Source organism: Microbulbifer thermotolerans (assembly GCF_900112305.1).
GTDB classification, from domain to species: Bacteria; Pseudomonadota; Gammaproteobacteria; order Pseudomonadales; family Cellvibrionaceae; genus Microbulbifer; species Microbulbifer thermotolerans.
Window position 1 is genome coordinate 412,826 of the sequence record NZ_FOKT01000004.1, and the last position, 21,695, is coordinate 434,520.

Consider the following 21,695-nt stretch of genomic DNA (forward strand, 5'->3'; position numbering starts at 1 on the left):
CTTTGTGGTGAACTTTTGTACAGCTGCCGCGGTCAATCCACAGATTGCACTCTATCTATAGTTGATTAAATAGTCTGAAACTTCGTTATATGGCATCGAACAAGCGCCGGCGCCAAAATGCGTCTAGACCGGGGAGATTACACCGTTGGATGGTGCGCCTTAGCCTGATGGCACTGGTGGGGGTACTGGCGCTGGCGGGCTACATGGTCTACCTGGACGTACAGCTGCGCGAGCGGCTCGACAGTCGCCTGTACCAATTGCCGGCGCGGGTATTCGCGCGCCCGCTGATTCTGCGCGAGCGCATGGTGATGCGCCCTGACGAACTGGAAGCGGAGTTTGAAGCGTTAAATTACCGCAAGCGGGATACATTGACGGAACCGGGTCAGTGGACCCGGAACGGAATGGATTACCGGGTGTGGCGCCGGGACTTTCAACACGCGGATGGCCGCGAGCCGGCGGCAGTGGTCAGCTTCCGCCTGCGCAACGACGAAATTAGCAACCTGCGCGACGAAAACGGTGAGCGCCTGGAAAGCTTCCGGCTCGACGCCGCGAACATCGGCACCCTTCTCGGTGGCGGCGACGATCGCAACCCAGTGCGTTTTGCCGATATTCCCCCGCTGCTGGCCAACACACTGATCGCAGTGGAGGATCAGGACTTTCTCAATCACTTCGGTGTGTCCCCGCGCGGCATTGCCCGTGCCATGTTGGCCAATCTCAAGGCCGGTGAGGTGGTGCAGGGTGGCTCCACCATCACTCAGCAGCTGGTGAAAAATATCTTTTTTGACCACAAGCCAAGTCTGTGGCGCAAATTCAATGAAGCCCTGATGGCAATCCTGATGGAATTGCACTACGAGAAGGGCTATATCCTGCAGGAGTACATCAATGAGGTGTGGCTGGGCCAGCAGGGAAGTCGCGCCATATACGGCTTTGGCCTGGCCTCCGAGTTCTATTTCCAGCGGCCCCTGGACAGGCTGGAGCCGCACCAGATCGCACTGCTGGTAGGGTTGGCAAAGGGAGCCTCCTACTACAACCCCTGGCGCCATCCGGAGCGGGCATTGGAACGGCGCAATACCGTGCTCGATATTATGCTCAAGCAGGGCTTGATCGATGCGGACACCCACCGGGCCAACAAGGCGAAACCGCTCGGCGTGAGCAGCGCCGGCGGCAACGCGCAAAACCCCTATCCGGCATTTACAGAGAGGTTGCTGGAAGAGCTGCGTCCGTATTATTCCTACGAGGAACTGCGGACGGCAGGTCTGCGCATCTACACCACGCTGGCGCCCTCGGTGCAGAAAGTGGTGGAAGACGCGGTCAGCGCCGGTGCGGCCAAATTAGAGCAGACGCGCGGTATTCAGAAAGACTCGCTGCAGGCGGCGACGGTATTGCTGGAAAATCAGAGTGGCAAGGTGCTGGCGATGGTTGGTGACCGCCGCCCGCACTATCCGGGCTTTAACCGCGCGCTGGAGGCGCGCCGCCAAGTGGGCTCTCTGATCAAGCCCGCGGTCTACCTGACCGCGCTGGAGCGGCCGCATAAATACAATCTGGCCACACCGATTGAGGATGCTCCGCTCCGTGTCGAGTCGGATGATGGTCAGGTGTGGATGCCCTCCAATTTCGACAAGCGCAGTCACGGCCCCACGCCCCTGTACCTGGCTCTGGCCAAGTCTTATAACCAGGCCACGGCGCGCCTGGGAATGGATTTGGGGCTTGAGAATGTACGGCAGACCATCCGCCGCCTGGGGGTGCAGGCGGATTTGCCGCGGGTGCCCGCCATGCTTTTGGGCGCGGTGGAGTTAACCCCCTTCGAAGTGGCCAATATGTTCCAGACCATCGCCAACGGCGGTGAACATGTGGAGCCTCGCACCCTGCTCGCGGTTTCCGATGCGGACGGCGGCCATGCGCAGTACTTCCGCCGTCGCGCTGACCGCGGTGTGGACCCTGTGCCCGCCTATTTGCTGCGCTACGCATTGGAACAGGCGATGCGCGAGGGTACCGGCAGAAGTGCCTTCCGACGGCTTCCGGGCAGTGTGGCTTTCGCCGGGAAAACGGGAACCACCAACGACTATCGCGACAGTTGGTTTGCGGGCTTCTCCCCGGGCGTTACTGCAGTGGTGTGGCTGGGCCGCGACGATAATGCGCGCACGAGCCTGACCGGGGCCACTGGCGCGCTGTCTATCTGGACCGAGGTAATGCGCAGCCTGCCGCACCGTCACGGTCGCGTGGAGCCGCCCCGCGGCGTGGAGTTCAAGCCGGTCAACGAGCGCGGCCAATATATGGACCCTGACTATTGCCGCGGTGGCACAGAGTTGCCCTTCTCCTATGAGACGCGTTTGCAACCGGCGCCGGAATGTGAGGGGCGCGACCGCTGGCGTTGGTTCCGCAACTGGTTTGATCGCGGGGATCAGCAGGAGGCCGCACCGAGGGAAGAGATGACACCGGGCTGGGGAATTGACCCAAGCGAAGAAGAGCGCCGCCGCGAGCGAGAGCGACAATTGCAGGAGCAGCTGCGCCGCGACGATGAAAGCCAACAGGACCCCCAGCCGGATGAGGAGCCGCTACAGTTGCCGCGGCGCGAAGAAGATCTCCGCAACCGCGCCGCGCCGGTGGTGGAGGCACAGCCCTGGCAGCGGGAAGCGCCGCAGCCCTGGGAGCTGGAGGACCAGTGGCCTTGAACCTCGATTGAAGCGCTGGCGAAGCGCCCCCCTCCTGGGCAACGCACTGCGTCCCGTCCGCAAGGGTTATTTCACAAGACTTGGCCCCCTCTTTTTTTGACCGCTCGAAGACTTCCTCTCGCGGTCTTTATTTTTGAGTGGATTTAGCGGTCGCGCCCCCCCCTTTGCCCTTTGTATATAAATGATAATAGTTGCCATTTATATTTATTTCAGCGCAAACATCACCTATACTCCGCGCCGGCGTTGGCGCTGGGTCATTTTGGGAGGTCAGAATAATGTCAGGACAGTACACAAAGAAAACACCGCTCACTCTGGGGGCGCAGACTATTGCTGCGGCGTTGGCATTCGGCACGCACGCCGCGGCCGTCTATGCAGAGGAGCCGGAGTGCGAGGATAAAAAAGATGTGGAATGCGTGGCCGATAAGGAGGCCATAGAGCACATCGAAATTCACGGCGTGCGGCACTCGGTTTACCGCTACGATCGTTCGGGGGACCCCCGCCGGGTCGCCGACCTGGTGGATACGCCGCAAACGATCAGTGTGTTGACTCTGGACCAGATTCAGGAATCCGGCAGGACCGACCTGAAAGATATCCTCAATGCCCAGGCAGGAGTCACTCTGGGCACCGGTGAGAACGGCAACGCCTTTGGCGACCGCTATATTATCCGTGGGCACGAGGCGCGCAGTGATGTGTTTGTCGACGGTTTGCGCGATCCGGGGATGACCACTCGCGAAAGCTTTGCCACCGAGCGCGTCGAAATCACCAAGGGGCCGAGTTCCACCTTTGCCGGGCGCGGCTCGTCCGGTGGTGCGGTCAACAGCATTACGAAAAAGGCTTCCACTGCTTACAACTTTGGACGTGTAGATCTGGCCGCGGGCAGCGATGACCACAGCCGTTTTACAGTCGATTACAACCTGTCACTGTCGGATGAGGTGGCAGTTCGCATCAATGGCTTGTCCGCAAGCGAAGACAAGCCGGGGCGCGAAGGCATCGAGCGCGAGCGCGACGGTGCACAATTGTCTGGTATATACAACCCTTCCGAAAAACTGTCTTTCATTGCCGACGTCTACTATCTGGATGCGCATGACAAGCCGGATCTGGGCAGCTATTTCGACAAAACTGTCCGCGAGCCGGTAGAGGATATCCCGGTGTATGCCCAGGACAACGACTTCCTGGATTCCGAGGTGACCACCTTTACCCTGCGCACCGAATACAAGATCAACGACAAGCTGCGTTTTTATAACGCGACGCGCACAGGGCAAACGGAAAACGGTTACATCACAACCGGTCTTCACGGTACCAACCGGGCCGATACCGATCCCGAAGCACCCGGTGCTGCCACCATGACCCTGAGTACCCATCAAGGTTGGCAGGAGGTGGACTATGTCACCACCCAATTCAACCTTTTTTGGGATGCCGAATGGTTCGGTCGGGAGCACAAACTGGTGTTCGGCCTCGAGTACACCGACGAGTCAGTGGATAACGGCGTTTATGACATCGAGTATGGCAACGAAACCAACTGCCTGACTTCGGGGCGTAGAGGTGTTTCCGGCGCATACTGTATTTTGGATGCGGAGGGCAATCTGGCGAGCGACCTCGGCCGGGTAATGGGTCGAACGTTCACTCGTGGTGAAGCCGATTCACTCTATGACATTGAAACCGTGTCGGCCTATGTAATGGACACCTTTGCCGTCACAGACAAGATGGATATCTTTTTCGGCCTGCGCCAGGACCGCTTTGACTACAGCAATGTCACCAGCGATCAGCTGTACGCCTATTCCGATACCATGTACAACGGCCACCTGGGCCTGGTGTATGACTTAGCCGAAAACGGCAATGTCTACGCGACATACAGCACCGCGACCAATATCAATGGCGGCGAGTCGGATCTGGGCACCAACTGTGGTTATGGCGGGCTGTGCGGTACGCCGGAGCAGGCTGCGCAAGCGGATCCGGAAGTGGTGGAAAATCTGGAGCTGGGCACCAAGTGGATGCTTTTCGATGAAAAGCTGATGTTTACAGCTGCGGCTTTCCGCATGACCAAAAGTGACGTGATGGAGAGTGTGGGTGACAGCTACTCCACCCTGGGCACCCTGAATACCGGTGAAAACCGGGTCGAGGGGGTGGAGTTTGGCCTAAGCGGTGATATCACCGATAAACTCAGTATTCAGGCCTCTGCCACACTGATGGATTCCGAAGTATTGGATTCTTACAACGAAGAGAACATAGGGCTGGCGCTGAGTAACTTCTCCGAGAAGAGTTACTATTTCCAGATCCGCTATCAGCCGACAGAGCGCCTCGCTTTTGGTGGCGATTACACTTACCAGGGTGAAATGTACGGCGGCCAGCCGGATACTGCGGCGGGTTACGACCACGAAAGCGGTCAATACAGCATTGTGGTCCCCAGTTACCAAGTGGTGGGGCTCTTCGCTAACTATCATGCGACGGAAAGACTTACCGTGCGGGCCAATATTGGCAACCTGCTCGATGAAGAGTATTGGACCGCGGCATACCGCTCCGGGGCGTTTATGTACCTGGGTGACGGCCGCAGTTTCCGCACAACGTTAACCTACGAGTTCTGACAAGGGGAGTGCGTACGGCCGATGGTTGTGATTGAAAACCTGCTGACACCAGAGGAAGTCAGCCGCTTCCGCGAGGTGTTATCGTCCTTGCCCTGGAGTGACGGCAAGGCCACCGCCATGGGGATGGCGGCGGCGGTCAAGAACAATCATCAGGCCGATGCCTCGAACCCGGGCGTGCAGCGGTTGGCCAACCAACTGCTGGCGCGCCTGGGGGAGACGCCCGCATTTATTTCCGCCGCACTGCCGCACCGCATATTTCCGCCGGTATTCAACCGCTACAGCGAAACGGAAGAGTATGGATTCCATGTCGATGCGGCGATCATGCGTATCCCCGGCACCACAGACGTATTGCGCAGCGATGTGTCGATGACGCTGTTTTTGAACGAGCCGGAAGAATACGATGGCGGCGAGCTAATCGTTGCCACTGAGTTCGGAGAGCAGTCGGTCAAGCTGCCCTCCGGCTCGGCTGTAGTCTACCCCTCCAGCAGTTTGCACAAGGTCACTGCGGTGACCAGAGGTCAGCGTCTCGCTGCCATTACCTGGATTCAGAGCATGGTATCCGATACGTCGGCACGGCGAAGCCTCTATGAACTGGATCAGAGTATCCAGCGGTTGTTGCACCAGGGGCAGGTGGACAGGGCCGAGCTGGATCGGTTGCACTGTGTTTACCACAACCTGGTGCGTCAGTTTGCGGTGATTTGATTCAGTCCTGCAGCAGCTGCGCTGCCTCTTCGGCGAAATAAGTCAGTATCCCGTCCGCGCCGGCGCGTTTAAAGGCCGTCAGGGATTCCAGTATCACCAACTCGCGATTCAGCCAGCCGTTGTCAAACGCGGCACAGTGCATCGCATACTCACCGCTCACCTGGTAAGCAAAGGTGGGGACTTTGAGTTCGTCTTTCACTCGCCGCACCACATCCAGGTAGGGCATACCCGGTTTGACCATAATCATGTCCGCACCTTCCTGCAGGTCCAGGGCGCACTCGTGCAGCGCTTCATCACTGTTGGCCGGGTCCATCTGATAGCTCGCCTTGCTGCCGCCCTTCAAATTGCCCGCGGAGCCGACAGCATCGCGGAACGGGCCATAGTAGGCAGAAGCGTATTTGGCGGCGTAAGACATGATCAGGGTGTTCACATGGCCCTCCCGCTCGAGAGCCTCGCGGATGGCGCCGATGCGGCCGTCCATCATGTCCGAGGGCGCCACTACATCGGCGCCGGCGGCGGCGTGCGATAGAGCCTGCTGTACCAGGACTTCGACAGTATCGTCGTTGACGATGTAGCCGTTGTCATCCATCAGGCCATCCTGGCCGTGGCTGGTAAAGGGATCCAGTGCCACATCTGTGATTACGCCCAGTTCCGGTACTGCATTTTTCAGCTCGCGCACTGCGCGCTGGGCCAGGCCATCGGGATCATAAGCAGCGCGGGCATCATCGGATTTGTGTGCCGGATCGACCACCGGGAAAAGCGCCACCGCGGGAATACCCAGCTGCAGCAGCGTTTTGGCTTTTTTCGCCAGCAAATCCACGCTCAGGCGCTCGACACCGGGCATAGACGTAACTTTCTGAGTCTCGCCACGCCCCTCGATCACGAACAGCGGCAGTATCAGATCGTCGCAGCTGAGGCTGTGCTCACGCACCAAGCGGCGGGAAAAGTCCCGAGCGCGCAGGCGGCGCAGGCGGGTATGTGGATAGGCGCCGCGGTGAAGGTTATTGCTCATGGGGAAGTGACTCCGGTTGGAAGAACGTAAAGCGGCGGCAATCATAACAAACCGGTTGCGGTTGAGCTGTTCCTCTTCCATAGCCTGTCGAAGCTCTCTGCAACACCCATGGGAATATGTCAGGGATTTCGCAGGTGCTGCACCAGAGCTTGCCCTGCGGCGCTGATATGGTTTCCGAGAATGCATGTCGCCTGCTGGATTTCTCCTTGGCGCAGAGCTGACAGAATTTCATAGTGTTCGCTCTGACTTTGGGCCTGATAATCGAGCCCTCGGGACTGGTAGCCGATATAGCGTTCACATTGTTGGTGCAGTTGTTCCACCGTCGCGAAGAGTGTCCGCCTGCCGGCGGGGCGGTAGAGACAGGCGTGAAATTCCCGGTTGAGCGCACCAATTTCTGCAGCCTCGAGTTGGTTGCCGATTTCCATGCGGTCGAGAATATCCTCCGCGCGACCGAGGATTTCTCCGCTGAGATGCGGCGCGGCAAGTTCGAGCAGCAGGGGTTCCAGCCGCGTGCGCATTAAATAAAGGTCTTCTACTTCCAGCGGGTCGAACAGGGGCACCGCCACCCCGCGTTTGCCATGCCCGCTGAGCCAGCCCTCGCTTTTCAGCCGCTGTAGGGCATCCCGCACTGGTATGCGGCTGACGCCGTACATTTCCGCCAATTCGCTCTGCTTTAAGATTCGGCCCGGCGCAAAGCGCCCCTGTTGTAAGTCTGACTTCAGGCGTTGGTACAGGCCCATTTAATCTCTCCGCTTGAAAATCCAGTGGCTGGCGAGTCCTCCGACAAGCCCCCAAAAGGCGGAGCCGACTCCCAGAAAGCTGGCCCCGGAGGCGGTGACCAGAAAGGTGATCAGTGCGGCCTCGCGGCTGTCGCTTTCGCGGGTGGCGCCCTCGAGACTGGCGCCAATAGTGCCGATCAGCGCCAGACCCGCCAGGCTCGCGATTAGCGCTGGCGGGAAGGCGCTGAACAGAGAAACCACAGTGACGCCTCCAAGACCGACCAGCAGATAGAAAATGCCCGCGGCGATACCTGCCGTGTAGCGCCTGGCCGGGTCCGGGTGTGCCTCCGGTCCGGTGCAGATGGCGGCGGTGATCGCGGCGAGATTAAAAGCAAACCCGCCAAAGGGTGTCAGTAAGAGTGATGCCAGTCCGGTGCCGCTGATGACCGGTGAAACAGGTACCCGCTCATAGCCGCTAGCGCGCAGCGTCGCGACACCGGGAATGTTTTGTGACGTCATAGTGACGATAAACAGCGGCAGACCGACCCCGAACAGAGTGGAAAGTTTGAACTCCGGCGCTACCAATATTGGCTGGCTCAGCGCCCAGTGTATCTGTTCGAAATGGGTCAGGCCCAGCAACCAGCTGGCGACAAAGCCGGTGATTAAAACCAGGATGATCGCGTAGCGAGGCAGCCAGCGGCGGCCGAGGAGGTAGGCCGCCAACATTGCGCCCACCAGTGCCGGGCTGGCCTGCAGCGAAGTAAATACGGACAGGCCGAACTGAACCAGAATGCCGGCCAGCATGGCGCTGGCCACAGGCGCGGGAATCTTTCGCGTCACCTTGTTAAAGGTGCCGGACAAGCCCAGCAAAAGTGTCAGCACAGCACTGAACAGGAAAGCGCCAACCGCCTCGGGCATGGACACGCCCTGCAAACTGGTGGCCAGTAACGCGGCGCCGGGGGTCGACCAGGCGGTGATAACCGGCGCGCGGTAGTACCAGGAAAAAAGGATACAGGTGAGTCCCATGCCGAGTCCGAGCGCACCGATCCAGGACACCATCATCGCTTCGCTGGCGCCAGCGGCGCGGGCGGCCTCGAAGACAATGGCAATGGAACTGGCGACCCCGACCAGCACTGCCACAAAGCCGGCACTCACTGCGGACAGGCTCGTATCTGTAAAAATGGAGCGAGACAAAATGTATACCTTTTATAAAATGTATACATTTTTATATGTCGCTTTTATTGTGAGCGCAACCATTTTGTGTGACAGCAGTTGCTGAACTTGTGGAACCTCTGATTAATTCGCTTCCTGACGGTAAAAATTCTTTGGCGCTAGATGAGAAGCTCAGGTGATAGCATGGTCATTTCGAAACTGTCGGATACAGGGATGTATCCGTCGGAGCTACAGGGAAGTACTCGTGCGTTTTCGAAATAGCCATCCTATTTCCTGAGCGCCACGGAACTAACCAAAGCGTTCACGCGAATTAATCAGAGGTTCCTTGTATTTACGCTGTCGTTGATTGCGGAGCACCCAGGTAATGGGATGCGCATTCGAATCTGAAGAAGCGTTGCCGCCAGGAAGTGAATAAATCTGAGGTGCCTTAGGGAGCCTATTGGACTGGGGAGGAGAAGGAGACAGAGTTGACCCGCACCGGGGTGCGGGTCAGGGAGGGGGTCAGCCCAGTTGGCCGAGCACCTTGCGTGCGGCGGCAATGGTTTCTTCAATATCTGCATCGCTGTGCGCCGTCGACATAAAAGCGGCCTCGTAAGAGGCGGGTGCCAGATAAACCCCTTGCTCCAGCATGCCGTGGAAAAAGCGGTTAAAGCGCTCACTGTTGCAGGCCATTACCTGTTGGTAATTGGTGACCTTCGCGTCGTCGGTGAAGAAGAATCCGAACATACTGCCGGCCTTGTTGGCGGTCATTGGAATGCCCGCATCTGCGGCGGCGGCCAGTATACCTTCGACGAGACGGTCGGTTTTCTCTGTCAGCTTCTCGTAGAGCCCCGCTTCCTGTATCAGGCGCAGTGTCTCCAGACCGGCGACCATGGCCACCGGGTTGCCGGACAGAGTACCGGCTTGGTACACGGGGCCGAGAGGGGCGATTTTTTCCATAATCTCGCGCTTGCCGCCAAAAGCGCCCACGGGCATACCGCCGCCGATCACCTTGCCCAGGGTGGTGATATCGGCTTCTATGCCGTAATGACCCTGGGCTCCAGTCAGGCTGACGCGGAAACCGGTCATCACTTCATCCACAATCAACAGAGCGCCGTGCTGGTCGCAGACTTCGCGCAGAGTTTCCAAGAAGCCGGGCACGGGCGGAACACAGTTCATATTGCCGGCCACCGGTTCGACGATGATGCAGGCAATCTGGTCGCCGATTTGTTCAAAACACGCCCGTACACCTTCGGCATCGTTGTAGGAAAGGGTAATGGTATGGTCGGCGAGGGAGGCCGGTACACCGGGGGAAGACGGCACGCCCATGGTCAGCGCGCCGGAGCCAGCCTTGACCAGTAGGGAGTCGGAGTGGCCGTGATAGCAACCTTCAAATTTGACGATCTTGTCGCGCCCGGTATAGCCCCGTGCCAGACGGATGGCGCTCATGGTGGCTTCGGTGCCGGAGTTGACGAAGCGCACTAGGTCCATATTCGGCCACAGGCGGCACAGCTCTTCCGCCAGCTCGGTTTCCAGTTCGGTGGGCGCACCGAAGCTGAGGCCGGACTGCGCCGTCTCGATCACTGCTTCGATAACTTCCGGGTGCGCGTGGCCGAGCACCATCGGGCCCCAGGATTGCACATAGTCGATATAGCGCTTGTCATCGGCATCGTAGAGGTAGGCGCCCTCTGCGCGGCGGATAAACAGCGGCGTGCCCCCCACGGCTCGGAATGCGCGCACCGGAGAGTTGACGCCGCCGGGAATGTATTGCCGGGCTTCGGCAAAGAGTTGCTCGGATTTGCTCATAGGAATTGGAAGTGCTTTGGAATAGAGGCGGGCTATTATCGCGTTCGGGACACGGTGCTACAACCGAGGGTATACGGGCGGGAGAGGGGCAGGGCTACGGCGGAAGCCGGGCAGCCCCTATCGCTTGGCCCAAAACAGGCGGTTGGGAATCGGTCGCCCCATCCCCAATCTGCGGCTGTCGGCGATGGCACTCCAGGTGAACTGCTGACTGCGGCTGACCGCCTCGATGACCGTCAGGCCGTGGGCGATATGGCAGGCAATGGCGGTGGCGAGGGTGCCACAGGTGCCGTAGGCCGCGGAGGGCAGCCGCTCCCATTGAAATTGGCGGATCAGGCCGCGTTCGTCGTAAAGGCGGTTTTCAAGGTGCTGATTGCTGGGTACCCCGGTGAGCAATAGATAGCGGCAGCCGCTTTCGAGTAGCTCCTGTGCCATGGCGTCGAGTACGTCCGCTTCCAGTGCCATGGCACAGGCCTCACGCCGGTTGGGGCAGGCCATGGTGGCGTAGGGAAGCAGTAGTGATGTCAAAGCCTCCCAAAGCGGTGGTGCCAGCAGGCTCTCTTTATCGGCGAGAGTGGCGTCCGGATCTATGATCACGGGGATGTCCGGGTAGTCGTGCAAAACACTGTGCAGGGCGCGCACATTTTCCACGGAGCCCAGGTAGCCCACTTTAATGGCCGCTACCGGCATATCTTCCAGCACCGCGCGTGTTTGCTCCACCAACAGGCTGTCCTCTACGGGGGCCACGCCCATCAGCTCGCTGGTATCGCCGACACTGATTGCGGAAACCACTGAGGTACAGTGACAGCCGAGGCTGGCGGCTGTCTCGGTATCGGCGGTGATGCCCGCGCTGCCGCTCGGGTCGTGGTGCGTGATCGTTAGTATTACGGGTTGGCGCGTATCCATTGGTTGTGTGCACGGCTGGCGGTTGCTGTGGATAAGTCCTCTTAGTTTAGTTGCTGCGCCTGCTGCTATCGGAGTGATTCTGCAGCGGAACGCCGATTAAAAGGGCTTCACCACTGCCAGGATCACGATCGCGATCAGCGCTATCACCGGCAGTTCATTGAAGACGCGGAAGTAGCGCCCGCTTTTGCTGACGGTGTTCGCGGCGAGTTGGCGCACATAGGCTCCGCATAGGTGGTGATAGCCAATCAGCAGCAGGACGAAAAACAGCTTGGCGTGCAGCCAGCCGGCTTTCAGGTAGTAGTTCCCGTTGTAGCTGATCAGCCAGATTCCGAGCGCTATAGTGGCGATCATCGAGGGTGTGGCAATGCCGCGGTAGAGGCGGCGCTCCATGATACAAAAGCGGTCCCGGCTTACGGCATCGGTGGCGTCCACGTGATACACAAACAGCCGCGGCAGATAGAAAAGCGCGGCAAACCAGCAGACCACGGCGATAAGGTGGAAGGCTTTGACCCACAGCATGGCATGTTCCCCCGGAAAAGTGGTTGGCAATTACTTGCGATAAAAGTTGTCAATATGCTGCGGCAGGATAATGCCAGCGGCATTCTTGTCCAGTGCTCCGCCGCTGCCTCTGCTGACGTAGAGGGCATCGATACCACTGGATTCCAACAGTTGGTGAGCTTCTAGCAGGGTGGCGCGCCAGTTCAATTTGGCCAGTTGTTCGCGTTCGCCGGGCAGTTTGAGCAAGTCGATCTTGTCCCCGCCGCCCTCCTGCCGGTTCTCGTGCCCCTCTTCCCGTGCCTTTTTCACCCGCTGGAGAAAGGTGGCCAGGTCGGCAGCACGCAGCAATTGCGGAACGGGTTCTTCAGGCAGATCAATGAGTATCCACTGAGGGTGCTGGCCGATGATCTGTTCGGCTTGCTCCTCGCTGATTAAGCGCTCTGCGACAACAAATCTCCGCTCCATCACACTGGCCACACCCACACGGCTCAACATCTGCTGGCGCCAGCTGGGGGTGCCGCTTTTGTCCAGGGCGCGCAGTGTCTCCTGGAAGATGCCTTCAGTGGAGAAAAAATGTCGGCTGACCAGGCAGGCCACCACAATCATCATCATGCCCGGGAAGAGCACGTTGGGGTTGTAGGTTAACTCGAGAATTGCCAGCAACGCGGCCAGCGGTGCGTTCAGTAGCGCTGCCATCATCGCCGCCATGCCCACCATGGCGTAGAAGCCTGGGCTGGCTGTGTATTCTCCTAGCCACAGGTTGGTCAGACCGCCGGCGATGCCGCCGAGGCAGGCGCCGAGAAACAGGCTGGGACCAATAACACCCCCGGGAATGCCGAGGCCGGTGCCGAGGGCCGTGGCGGCGAGCTTTGCCGCCACGATCAGCAGTAAGGTGGTGAGCCCCAACTCTCCGAGCATGGCCATTTCCAGGGTGTCGTAGCCGGTACCGAGGATTTCCGGCACCCAGATCGCCAGAGTGCCGGTGGTAAGTCCAATCAGCAAAAAGCGCGCCATTGGGGAGCGGCGCTGATAGGGCGCCAGGCGCCGGTGGGCGAGGATAAACAGCGCCGCCAGGGAGCCGATCGCCAGGGCGCACAGGAAAAGTACCGGCAGTTCCGCCAGAGAACTGAGCTGTATCGCGGGCACGTTAAACACGGGCTGGCGGCCAAAGGTGATTTGCGCTGTCGCGCTGCCAGCCACTGCCGCCAGTATGACGGGCAGGAAACCCGCCACGGAGTATTCCAGCATGACCACTTCCATGGCGAAGACCACGCCGGCCAGCGGTGTGTTGAAGGAAGCCGCTATTGCGGCGGCAACCCCACAGGCCAGCAGACTGCGCGCTGAATTGTTGGGCAAGCGGAGTTTGTGCGCGATCCAACTGCCGCTGGCCGCGCCCAAATGTACGGCGGGCCCCTCTCGCCCCACCGAGTGCCCGCTGACTAAAGCTGCGGCACCAGCGAAGAACTGTAGTACGGCATTTTGTATTGGCATTTGGCCCTGGTGATTGTGCAGACGGTCCAGTACATGCACTACACCCACGTTGCGGCGGCTCGGCTTCAGCAGCTGATAGACAGCGCCGAGCACCAGAGCGCCGATTAATGGCAAGGCGAACCGCCAGTGCGCGGGGAGTGACTCGTAGTGATCGGGGACCGGGAGGAAGAATTGCGTCGGCCATTCACTTAGCAAGCGGAAGGCGACGGTGACCAGGCCGGCGCAGGTGCCCGTGAGCAGCGCCATTACCAGCAGAGGCGCAAGGGCGTCCTGCGCAGCGAGCATCAGGCGCAGCCTCTCCAGGCCTCTTTCCCGCTGCGGCCAACTTGTATGGGGCTTTGCAATGGATTCTTTGGACTTCCGTGGCACCGCAAATCCTTAAACTGTTGTGGTAGAGTGCTCCGCTGATTAGAAGTCTCCGCCGCGGTGGCGGGCGCGTACAGGGAGAATCGGACGAAGTGATTAAAGTAGCAATTGTGGGCGGTACCGGCTACACGGGAGTGGAATTGTTGCGTTTGCTAACGGTGCACCCTGAGGTTGAGCTAACCGCAATCACTTCCAGAGCACTGGCGGGCACGCCGGTAGCGGAATTGTTCCCGAACCTGCGCGGTCACTGCGATTTGCACTTCTGCGAGCCGGATGTGGAGCAGCTGGCTGCGGGCGATTTGGTATTTTTCGCCACACCCCACGGCGTCGCCCAGGCCCAGGTACCGGAGCTGGTGCGGCGTGGCGTGCGCGTGATTGATCTGTCGGCGGATTTCCGCCTTAAAAATATTCCGCTCTGGGAGCAATGGTACGGCCAGCGGCACGCGGCGCCGGAGTTGGCGGAGAAAGCTGTGTACGGCCTGCCGGAGGTAAACCGCGCGTCGATAGCCAACGCGCAATTGGTGGCCTGTCCCGGCTGCTATCCCACCTCGATACAGCTGGGCTGGATACCGCTGCTGGAGGCGGGGCTGGTAAAACCGGAAACACTGATTGCCAGTGCCGCCAGTGGTGCCAGCGGCGCTGGCCGCCAGGGCAAGACGGAGTTGTTGCTGGCGGAGAACAGCGATAATTTCCGCGCTTACGCCGCCGCAGGTCACCGCCATCTGCCGGAAATCGAGCAGGGGCTGCGCCGGGTGCAACCGGCGGGCGCAGACGCCCCCAAGGTAACTTTTGTTCCCCATTTGTTGCCGATGGTGCGCGGCATCCATGCGACCCTGTTCGCAAAACTGCAATCCGACTGCCCGGCAGAGGAACTCCAGCTGCTGTTCGAGGCCCGCTATAAAGAAGAGCCGTTTGTGGATGTCATGCCCGCCGGCAGCCATCCGCAAACCCGCAGTGTACGCGGTACCAATATGTGCCGGGTCAGCGTGATGCGGCCACAGGACCGGGATACCGTGGTGGTGATGTCGGTGATCGACAACCTGGCCAAGGGGGCCTCAGCGCAGGCAGTGCAAAATATGAATATTATGTTCGGCCTCAATGAAACTCAGGGACTGGAGAGCCCGGCGTTGCTGCCTTAGAATCAACGGAAATTTCTTCAACGACCACTTATAACCAGAAAAAAACAGCGGATTTTATGGCGCGCAAAGTAAAAGGCAGCAAGCAGTACCGCATGAAGGTGGTTCCAGACCGCCCCATGTCCCGCGCTTTTTCCACGGTCGGGGTGGCCTTGCTGGTACTGGCCACTTCGACGTCTGCGTACTTTGCCGGTCAGCATCATCTGCGCAGTAGTCTCGATCAGAAGACTGTGGCCCACGAGCAGGCACTGCACCAGCTGGAGGCACTGAAAAGCGAAAATGAAGCATTGCGGCTGCGTGCTGTCACTGCGGAGCGCTCCCTGGCGATTGGAGAAAAAGCCAGTGAAAAGGTGCGGGCAGAGCTGGTGCAAAAAGAGAGCCGTATCGCGGAACTCAAGCAGGAAATCTCTTTTTATCGTGGCCTGATGGCCCCTGCCGATGGCAGTGAGGGAGTTTCGATTGGCCGCTTCAGTATTTCGCAGACCGCCGATGAAAGGCGTTACCAGTACAAGTTGCTGGTACAGCAGTCGGCGACGCGACACCAGTTAGTGACCGGTCGCGCGATATTCACTGTTGTAGGCCGCCAGGATGGACAGCCTAAACGCTATTCCCTGAGCGAACTCTCGCCGCAGGTGGATAGCGAATCGATACCTTTGCGCTTCAAGTATTTCCAGAACATCGAGGGTGAGCTGCGGTTGCCGCAGGGATTCCAGCCTGAAGAAGTCGAGCTGTCGCTCAAGTCGAGCGGGCGCAAGGGTTTCAACATAGAGCAGCGCTACGGCTGGTTGGTACAGAAGAACTAGCCGCCGCGCTGAAGTACGAGGTTTGACGGAATATTATGTTTGGTAAGAAAGAGAAGACAGTAACTATGGCCAGTTCCGGTAGCAACCATACGACGCTGATCGCGCGTCAGACCGAGGTATCCGGCGATCTGCATTTTCGCGGCAACCTGGTTATTGAAGGTACCGTCAAGGGCAATGTGAATGCGCACAGCGACAGCGATGCCCGGCTGCAGATTGTCGATGGTGGCGTGATCGAAGGTGAGATTCGCGTGCCTCACGTAGTTATCAACGGCAATGTAAAGGGCGATGTCTACGCTGCGCGCCACTTGGAGCTGGCATCCAAGGCCATGGTGGAGGGCAATGTCCACTACAAGTTGATCGAGATGGTCAAGGGCGCCCAGGTGAATGGCTCTCTGGTTTCCAATATCGATGTGGATACCGCCGGGGAGCCGCGTATGATTGAGTATGCGGAAGAAACTGTTATCGACGCAGACTGACCTGCTCCAACCACTGGTCAATTGGCTTGCCCCGGTACTTCTGCGAGGAAAGCAGAGGCCGGGGTTTGTTGTTTATAATACTTGACTGGTTTTCTGGGTTTTTGCAAGATGGCGGGCAGCGAAGCTGTACCTTGTATGATTTTTATACGGTACAAATGCTCCCCGGTCCAGAGAGAGGCATATGTCTGAAGCTGTATCTTTTTCTCCCGAACCACTTGTGGTGACTGACAAGGCTGTGGCCAAGGTCAAGAGCCTGTTGGAGGATGAGGGCAACCCGGAATTGAAACTGCGGGTTTTCGTGACCGGCGGCGGCTGTTCCGGCTTCCAGTACGGTTTTACCTTTGATGAACTGGTGGCTGAAGATGACGCCGTAATCGAGAAAGATGGCATCCAGGTGTTGGTGGACGCCATGAGCTATCCCTATCTGGTGGGGGCTAGTGTCGATTATGAAGAGGGGCTGTCCGGGTCCCGCTTTGTGGTGCAAAACCCCAACGCTTCCTCCACCTGTGGCTGTGGTTCCTCTTTTTCTATCTAGAATCTGTCTACTTTCCATTTGAGATCGCCGCGGCGGAAGCCGTTCTTGCACATACACAAGGCGCGGCGTCTAGCGGTGTGCGCCCTTTCAGATTGACGTGTGCCCTGTGTCCGAGCGCGAGGTTCAGGCTGGGTAAATAGCGCCCAGCACACTTTCCTTTTGAGCGCCTGTCACGGACGGGCAGTTCCCCGGCAGTCCCAGCAACGTCTGTCGGGCCAGCCAGGCAAATCCGACCGCTTCCACCCAATCCGCGTCTATGCCGTGATTGTCTGTGGGGGAGACAGACCAGTCCGGCAGCCGGCGGCGCAGCCGTGACAGCAGGTCCTTATTCTTTGCTCCGCCGCCACATACCAGCACGTCACCACTGTCCGCAAACTGGCGCACGGCATCGGCGATACTCGCTGCAGTAACTTCGGCAAGGGTTGCCTGTACATCGACCGGAGACACTTCCAGACCACTGCAGGCTTGTTCCAGCCAGCTCGCATTAAAGGCCTCGCGGCCGGTGCTCTTCGGCGGTTTGGCTGCGAAGTAAGGATCGGCCATCAGGCGTTTGAACAATTCACTGTGTACCTGCCCACTGGCAGCCCAGGCACCATCGCGGTCGTAAGGTGCACCCTGGTGCAGCCCGATCCAGTAGTCCAGCAGGACGTTGCCGGGCCCTGTATCGTAACCGTTGACACTGCCATCCGCGGCCAATTCGGTGATATTGCCCATGCCCCCAATATTGATGACCGCCCGGTTGTGGTCAGTGGCAAATACGGCGTGGTGGAAGGCCGGTATCAGTGGCGCACCGTGTCCGCCGAGAGCGATGTCCCGCCGGCGGAAATCCGCAACCGTGGTGATTCCCGTGAGCGCGGCGATGCTATTCGGGTCGCCCAGCTGCAAACTGAATGGAGAAGTCACTGTGCCGGGCGGGCGGTGGCGTACCGTTTGTCCATGGCTGCCAATGGCGGTTACGTCGCTGCTTTTGACTCCTGCATGTGAGAGCAGAGTGTTGGCCGCATCAGCGAAAACCTGACCGAGTTGGCGATCCAGCTGGCCGGCGCGGTCCAATTCCGCTGGGCCGGGAGTGCAAAGTGCGAGAATATCCTCGCGTAGCGGCGGGGCAATCGGGTGACTGAGGGTGGTCAGGATGTGAGGAGAGGATGATTTTCCTTCTTCATTGAATTCGACCAGCACCGCGTCGATGCTGTCGACGCTGGTGCCGGACATAAGGCCGATATACAGATTGGGCATCTGGCGCGGGTCCGATTGATATTAATTGACGCTGGTATTGTCATTGTTTTCATCCCGCTGTGCCAGGGCGGGTTGCCGGTAGTTTTCCAGCTGTGCCAGCAATGGCTGTGTTTGGGTTTTGAAGCGGGCCATTTCCGATTTGGGAATGGACTTGGCCTTGGGAAGTTTGCGCACAATGGTCGCGGGGTTGCGGTGTCGGCCGTCCACCAAAAACTCGTAGTGAAGGTGCGGCCCTGTGGCGTAACCGGTGGAGCCCACAGTGCCGATGACCTGCCGCTGTTTGACTCGCTGCCCGGTGCGCACCTTGCGTTTATCCAGGTGCAGATAGCGGGTCATGTAGCGCTCCCCGTGCTGGATAAATACGTAGTTGCCGTTGGCTTTGCTGTAACCGGCTTTAACGACGCGGCCGTCTCCGGCTGCATACACTGGTGTGCCTCGTGGCGCTGCGTAGTCAGTGCCGTTGTGCGGGCGCCGGGTTTTGAAAATGGGATGCAGGCGGCGCGGATTGAAGTGGGAGCTGATGCGGCCGATATCCACTGGCGTGCGGATAAATGCCTTGCGCATGCTCTTGCCATCCGGCGTGTAGTAATTGGCATCGCCGTTACTATCCACATAGCGCACCGCACTGTAGGTCTTGCCCTGATTGGTAAAAGTCACTGCCTGAATAGGGCCGTTGCCAATCTTTTCTCCCTCGAGGAACTCCTCCTCGAACATTACGCTGAAGCTGTCTCCCTTGCGGATGTCCAGGGCGAAATCGATATCGGAGCTGAAGACATCCGCCATCTCCATGATTAATTCGTGGCTGAGGCCGGCCTCGCTACCTGCGACAAACAGCGAACTGTCGATTTCTCCCTGGCGGTAGGCGGTGTAGCTATCTGCTTGGCGCTGGTGCAGTACATACTGGAATTCGTCCGCTGCGCGTTTGAATTCCACAAGGTTGAGGCGGTCGCGGTGCAGTTCCAGGCTCTGTAGAGCGCCGTCGCCGTCGATATGGAAGGTCAGCTTTTCACCCGGGATTAGGCGTGCCAGTTGCTTTGCTTCGCTGCCGCTGGCCAGCAGTCGATACATCTCCGCGGCGCTGACACCGGCGCGCTGAAAGAGGTCGGACAAGGTGTCGCCGGGTTTGACCTCGATCTTTAGTGCGCGCAACCGTTGTGTCTCGGCTCCAGCCGTAGCAGGGGAGGTGGTCGCGGCCCCCTCTTCAATGGGGGGCAGATTAACTGGCAGGGAGAGCCGTTTGGCTTCCACGTCCGGAGTGGAAATAAACATGGTCAGCGCCAGGGCGAAGCTGGCCGCGCCAGCGGCCAGTGCGTGAGTGCGCGGGAAATGCCGGCGCACGGCGCTGAGCAGGCGCGAAGTCGGATTGCGTTGGTCTTGCATGGTCTTAACAGGTGGCGCTGATCGTCTTTGTTATCGGTGCCCGCAGCGTGCGCTGCCTAAAAAACGAGCACTGAGAAGGCTTTATAACAAAAATCTGAAAGTGGTTCACGGGGTAATTGACTTGGCAATCCATGGCTGAGTTCCTCTGCACTTCTTCCCTGGCAGTGTGAGATGGGTGCAGTAACTTGTATTTACCGTACAGTCGGGTAAGGTTGCAGCCCATTTTGCCGCCGTTTGGCGGCTTTCATTCGCTAGTGATCTTCAAAAGGGGGAACCATGGCCGGGGTCGATGCGACACTGCTTAAAGACTTGGACCGCCGCGGGCTGATTAATCAGGCGACCGGTGACGGCGAGTTGGCGCAGCATTTGGCGGAGAGCCGGACCCTCTATTGCGGTTTCGATCCCACCGCAGATTCCCTGCATATTGGGAGTCTAGTACCTCTTCTCACGTTGAAGAGGTTTCAGGCGGCAGGGCATAAACCCATCGCGCTGGTTGGCGGCGCAACCGGCTTGATTGGAGATCCTTCGTTCAAGGCCCAGGAGCGCAGCCTGAATGCCCCGGAAGTGGTTGCCGGTTGGGTGGAGAAAATCAAGGCGCAGGTTTCGCAGTTTGTCGACTTCGACTGCGGTGAAAACAGCGCAATGGTTGTCAATAACCTGGATTGGACCCGCGAGCTGAGCGTACTCGATTTTCTGCGTGATGTCGGAAAATATTTCTCCGTCAACAACATGGTAAACAAAGAGTCGGTCAAGCAGCGTATCCAACGGGAGGGGGAAGGAATCTCTTTCACTGAGTTCTCGTACATGCTGCTGCAGTCGATGGACTTTTCTGAACTCTACAAGCGTTACGGTTGCACCCTGCAAATCGGTGGTTCCGATCAGTGGGGCAATATCACCGGAGGCGTGGATTTGACCCGGCGCCAACACCGAGGCCGGGTCTTCGGCCTCACGCTTCCTTTGGTTACCAAGGCGGACGGTACCAAGTTCGGTAAAACGGAAAGTGGAACTATCTGGCTGGATGCGAAGCGCACTTCGCCCTATGCCTTCTACCAGTTCTGGCTGAATACCGCTGATGCCGACGTCTATAAGTTTCTGCGCTACTTCACATTCATCGATGTGGATGAAATCGATGAAATCGAAGCCGCAGACCGGGAGCACAGCGGTAAGCCGGAGGCGCAAGGTATTCTGGCGCGGGAAGTGACACGCCTGGTGCACGGCGAGGACGGATTGGCTGCTGCCGAGCGCATATCTCGTGCGCTTTTCTCCGGTGACATCTCGGAGTTGTCTGCAGGTGATTTGGAGCAGTTGCGTCTAGACGGCCTGCCCAGCTCTAGACTGCCACAGCAATTCGCCGACAACAGTCTGATCCACCTGTTGGTGGAGGCGGGTATGGCGCCATCCGGCAAGCAGGTGAAGGATGCCCTGGGGCGCAATGCGGTTCTGGTGAACGGCGAGGCGGTGGGTATGGACCGCAATGGCGATCCCCAGTCCGTATTCTCCGCGGACAAGGCATTGGCCGGTCGCTTCTTTATTGTTCGCCTGGGCAAAAAGAAGTATCACCTGTTCGAGCTGGCGGACTGACTGGCGGCCCTTTTTCCGGGCGAAAAAATTTTTTTCATCAAAATGTAAAAAAGGGCTTGCGGAGCCCTCTCTGAATCCGTATAGTTCGCGCCCTCGCTGCTGAGGAATCGGCGGCAGGGCAGCTCCAAGTGATTGATTTTCTTAAGAAAATTTTTCAAAAAAGGGGTTGCCAAGGTCGGAGAGGTCGCTATAATGCGCGCCACTTCGAACGGAGCCGGAAGGGGCTTTGGGAGGTTTTAAGAGCGGCGTTGGCCGCGAATTGAAACCTCAAAAAAGTCTGCAAAAAAGCACTTGCTTAAGCAGATCGGATGTGTAGAATACGCGTCCCACGGTTAAGGCCAAGCGCCTAACCGAGTTGTTTAAAAAGTCGATCAAGCAATATGTGTGGGTGCTTGTGGGGCGATGGATCGATCATCTGGTTTCGGCCAGAGACAGATTTATCGGAAGCAAGCAACTCATGTCAATGAATTGCGCGTAATTCCGAGCAAGACTTAAGTCTGGAGTGAGAGATTATCTCACGAAGGGCGACTCTTTAAACTGAAGAGTTTGATCATGGCTCAGATTGAACGCTGGCGGCAGGCCTAACACATGCAAGTCGAGCGCGAAAGTTCCTTCGGGAATAAGTAGAGCGGCGGACGGGTGAGT

General features: G+C 58.6%; 17 protein-coding genes and 1 rRNA gene. 9 read left to right on the forward strand and 9 right to left on the reverse strand.

Annotation, left to right across the window (positions count from 1 at the left end):
* The first annotated feature begins 149 nt into the window (after positions 1 to 149).
* The 3 genes from mrcB to BM155_RS08755 all read left to right on the forward strand — a co-directional run bounded on the left by mrcB (position 150) and on the right by BM155_RS08755 (position 5,956).
* Positions 150 to 2,672: a penicillin-binding protein 1B gene (mrcB, locus tag BM155_RS08745; RefSeq protein ID WP_254773157.1), complete on the forward strand. Its 2,523-nt coding sequence runs from the start codon at positions 150 to 152 to the stop codon at positions 2,670 to 2,672.
* Between the two features lie 275 nt (positions 2,673 to 2,947).
* The gene (locus tag BM155_RS08750; RefSeq protein ID WP_067150907.1) at positions 2,948 to 5,254 is read left to right on the forward strand and encodes a TonB-dependent receptor; all 2,307 of its coding nucleotides are present in this window, start codon (positions 2,948 to 2,950) and stop codon (positions 5,252 to 5,254) included.
* A gap of 21 nt (positions 5,255 to 5,275) precedes the next feature.
* Positions 5,276 to 5,956, forward strand: coding sequence for a Fe2+-dependent dioxygenase (locus BM155_RS08755; RefSeq protein ID WP_074902485.1), 681 nt, complete (start codon positions 5,276 to 5,278; stop codon positions 5,954 to 5,956).
* Position 5,957: 1 nt separating this feature from the next.
* Here BM155_RS08755 and hemB read toward each other — a convergent pair whose 3' ends face one another.
* The 7 genes from hemB to BM155_RS08790 all read right to left on the reverse strand — a co-directional run bounded on the left by hemB (position 5,958) and on the right by BM155_RS08790 (position 13,906).
* Positions 5,958 to 6,968: a porphobilinogen synthase gene (gene hemB / locus BM155_RS08760; protein WP_074902596.1), complete on the reverse strand. Its 1,011-nt coding sequence runs from the start codon at positions 6,966 to 6,968 to the stop codon at positions 5,958 to 5,960.
* A gap of 119 nt (positions 6,969 to 7,087) precedes the next feature.
* Positions 7,088 to 7,708: a GntR family transcriptional regulator gene (locus BM155_RS08765; RefSeq protein ID WP_067150914.1), complete on the reverse strand. Its 621-nt coding sequence runs from the start codon at positions 7,706 to 7,708 to the stop codon at positions 7,088 to 7,090.
* Positions 7,709 to 8,881, reverse strand: coding sequence for a benzoate/H(+) symporter BenE family transporter (locus BM155_RS08770; protein WP_074902488.1), 1,173 nt, complete (start codon positions 8,879 to 8,881; stop codon positions 7,709 to 7,711).
* Between the two features lie 480 nt (positions 8,882 to 9,361).
* Entirely contained in the window at positions 9,362 to 10,645 is a 1,284-nt protein-coding gene (gene hemL, locus BM155_RS08775) for a glutamate-1-semialdehyde 2,1-aminomutase (protein ID WP_067150920.1), read from the reverse strand.
* 117 nt (positions 10,646 to 10,762) lie between these two features.
* Entirely contained in the window at positions 10,763 to 11,548 is a 786-nt protein-coding gene (thiD, locus tag BM155_RS08780) for a bifunctional hydroxymethylpyrimidine kinase/phosphomethylpyrimidine kinase (protein ID WP_067150923.1), read from the reverse strand.
* Between the two features lie 96 nt (positions 11,549 to 11,644).
* A complete protein-coding gene (gene hemJ, locus BM155_RS08785) occupies positions 11,645 to 12,067 on the reverse strand; it encodes a protoporphyrinogen oxidase HemJ (RefSeq protein WP_074902492.1) in 423 nt (140 codons plus the stop codon).
* A gap of 30 nt (positions 12,068 to 12,097) precedes the next feature.
* Positions 12,098 to 13,906 (reverse strand): chloride channel protein, encoded by a 1,809-nt coding sequence (locus tag BM155_RS08790; protein WP_254773158.1) that lies wholly within the window; start codon positions 13,904 to 13,906, stop codon positions 12,098 to 12,100.
* A gap of 89 nt (positions 13,907 to 13,995) precedes the next feature.
* On the opposite strand from BM155_RS08790, the gene argC reads away from it, so the two are divergent.
* The 4 genes from argC to erpA all read left to right on the forward strand — a co-directional run bounded on the left by argC (position 13,996) and on the right by erpA (position 16,853).
* Complete coding sequence (gene argC / locus BM155_RS08795; protein ID WP_067150929.1) at positions 13,996 to 15,042, forward strand: N-acetyl-gamma-glutamyl-phosphate reductase; 1,047 nt, start codon at positions 13,996 to 13,998, stop codon at positions 15,040 to 15,042.
* 56 nt (positions 15,043 to 15,098) lie between these two features.
* Positions 15,099 to 15,842, forward strand: a complete 744-nt coding sequence (locus tag BM155_RS08800) for a DUF6776 family protein (protein WP_067150932.1) — start codon at positions 15,099 to 15,101, stop codon at positions 15,840 to 15,842.
* Between the two features lie 35 nt (positions 15,843 to 15,877).
* Positions 15,878 to 16,318 carry a bactofilin family protein gene (locus tag BM155_RS08805; RefSeq protein ID WP_074902500.1) on the forward strand — a complete coding sequence of 147 codons (441 nt, stop codon included), beginning with the start codon at positions 15,878 to 15,880 and terminating at the stop codon, positions 16,316 to 16,318.
* Between the two features lie 181 nt (positions 16,319 to 16,499).
* Positions 16,500 to 16,853: an iron-sulfur cluster insertion protein ErpA gene (gene erpA / locus BM155_RS08810; protein WP_067150935.1), complete on the forward strand. Its 354-nt coding sequence runs from the start codon at positions 16,500 to 16,502 to the stop codon at positions 16,851 to 16,853.
* A gap of 123 nt (positions 16,854 to 16,976) precedes the next feature.
* Here the strand turns inward: erpA and BM155_RS08815 are convergent, their stop codons facing one another.
* Together BM155_RS08815 and BM155_RS08820 are read right to left on the reverse strand one after the other, a co-directional pair.
* Complete coding sequence (locus BM155_RS08815; RefSeq protein ID WP_175487777.1) at positions 16,977 to 18,089, reverse strand: anhydro-N-acetylmuramic acid kinase; 1,113 nt, start codon at positions 18,087 to 18,089, stop codon at positions 16,977 to 16,979.
* 21 nt (positions 18,090 to 18,110) lie between these two features.
* On the reverse strand, positions 18,111 to 19,469 hold the full coding sequence (locus BM155_RS08820; protein WP_074902504.1) for a peptidoglycan DD-metalloendopeptidase family protein: 1,359 nt from the start codon (positions 19,467 to 19,469) through the stop codon (positions 18,111 to 18,113).
* A 276-nt stretch (positions 19,470 to 19,745) separates the two neighbouring features.
* Here BM155_RS08820 and tyrS point away from each other — a divergent pair, with 276 nt between their 5' ends.
* Positions 19,746 to 21,050: a tyrosine--tRNA ligase gene (gene tyrS, locus BM155_RS08825; RefSeq protein WP_067150941.1), complete on the forward strand. Its 1,305-nt coding sequence runs from the start codon at positions 19,746 to 19,748 to the stop codon at positions 21,048 to 21,050.
* A gap of 534 nt (positions 21,051 to 21,584) precedes the next feature.
* Positions 21,585 to 21,695: ribosomal RNA gene (locus BM155_RS08830) — 16S ribosomal RNA — on the forward strand; the annotation flags it as partial.

Coding starts and splice junctions, on each gene's coding strand:
- mrcB (WP_254773157.1), top strand. CDS start 150: ATGGTGCGCCTTAGCCTGATGGCACTGGTGGGGGTACTGGCGCTGGCG.
- BM155_RS08750 (WP_067150907.1), top strand. CDS start 2,948: ATGTCAGGACAGTACACAAAGAAAACACCGCTCACTCTGGGGGCGCAG.
- BM155_RS08755 (WP_074902485.1), top strand. CDS start 5,276: ATGGTTGTGATTGAAAACCTGCTGACACCAGAGGAAGTCAGCCGCTTC.
- hemB (WP_074902596.1), bottom strand. CDS start 6,968: ATGAGCAATAACCTTCACCGCGGCGCCTATCCACATACCCGCCTGCGC.
- BM155_RS08765 (WP_067150914.1), bottom strand. CDS start 7,708: ATGGGCCTGTACCAACGCCTGAAGTCAGACTTACAACAGGGGCGCTTT.
- hemL (WP_067150920.1), bottom strand. CDS start 10,645: ATGAGCAAATCCGAGCAACTCTTTGCCGAAGCCCGGCAATACATTCCC.
- thiD (WP_067150923.1), bottom strand. CDS start 11,548: ATGGATACGCGCCAACCCGTAATACTAACGATCACGCACCACGACCCG.
- hemJ (WP_074902492.1), bottom strand. CDS start 12,067: ATGCTGTGGGTCAAAGCCTTCCACCTTATCGCCGTGGTCTGCTGGTTT.
- BM155_RS08800 (WP_067150932.1), top strand. CDS start 15,099: ATGGCGCGCAAAGTAAAAGGCAGCAAGCAGTACCGCATGAAGGTGGTT.
- BM155_RS08805 (WP_074902500.1), top strand. CDS start 15,878: ATGTTTGGTAAGAAAGAGAAGACAGTAACTATGGCCAGTTCCGGTAGC.
- erpA (WP_067150935.1), top strand. CDS start 16,500: ATGTCTGAAGCTGTATCTTTTTCTCCCGAACCACTTGTGGTGACTGAC.
- BM155_RS08815 (WP_175487777.1), bottom strand. CDS start 18,089: ATGCCCAATCTGTATATCGGCCTTATGTCCGGCACCAGCGTCGACAGC.
- BM155_RS08820 (WP_074902504.1), bottom strand. CDS start 19,469: ATGCAAGACCAACGCAATCCGACTTCGCGCCTGCTCAGCGCCGTGCGC.
- tyrS (WP_067150941.1), top strand. CDS start 19,746: ATGGCCGGGGTCGATGCGACACTGCTTAAAGACTTGGACCGCCGCGGG.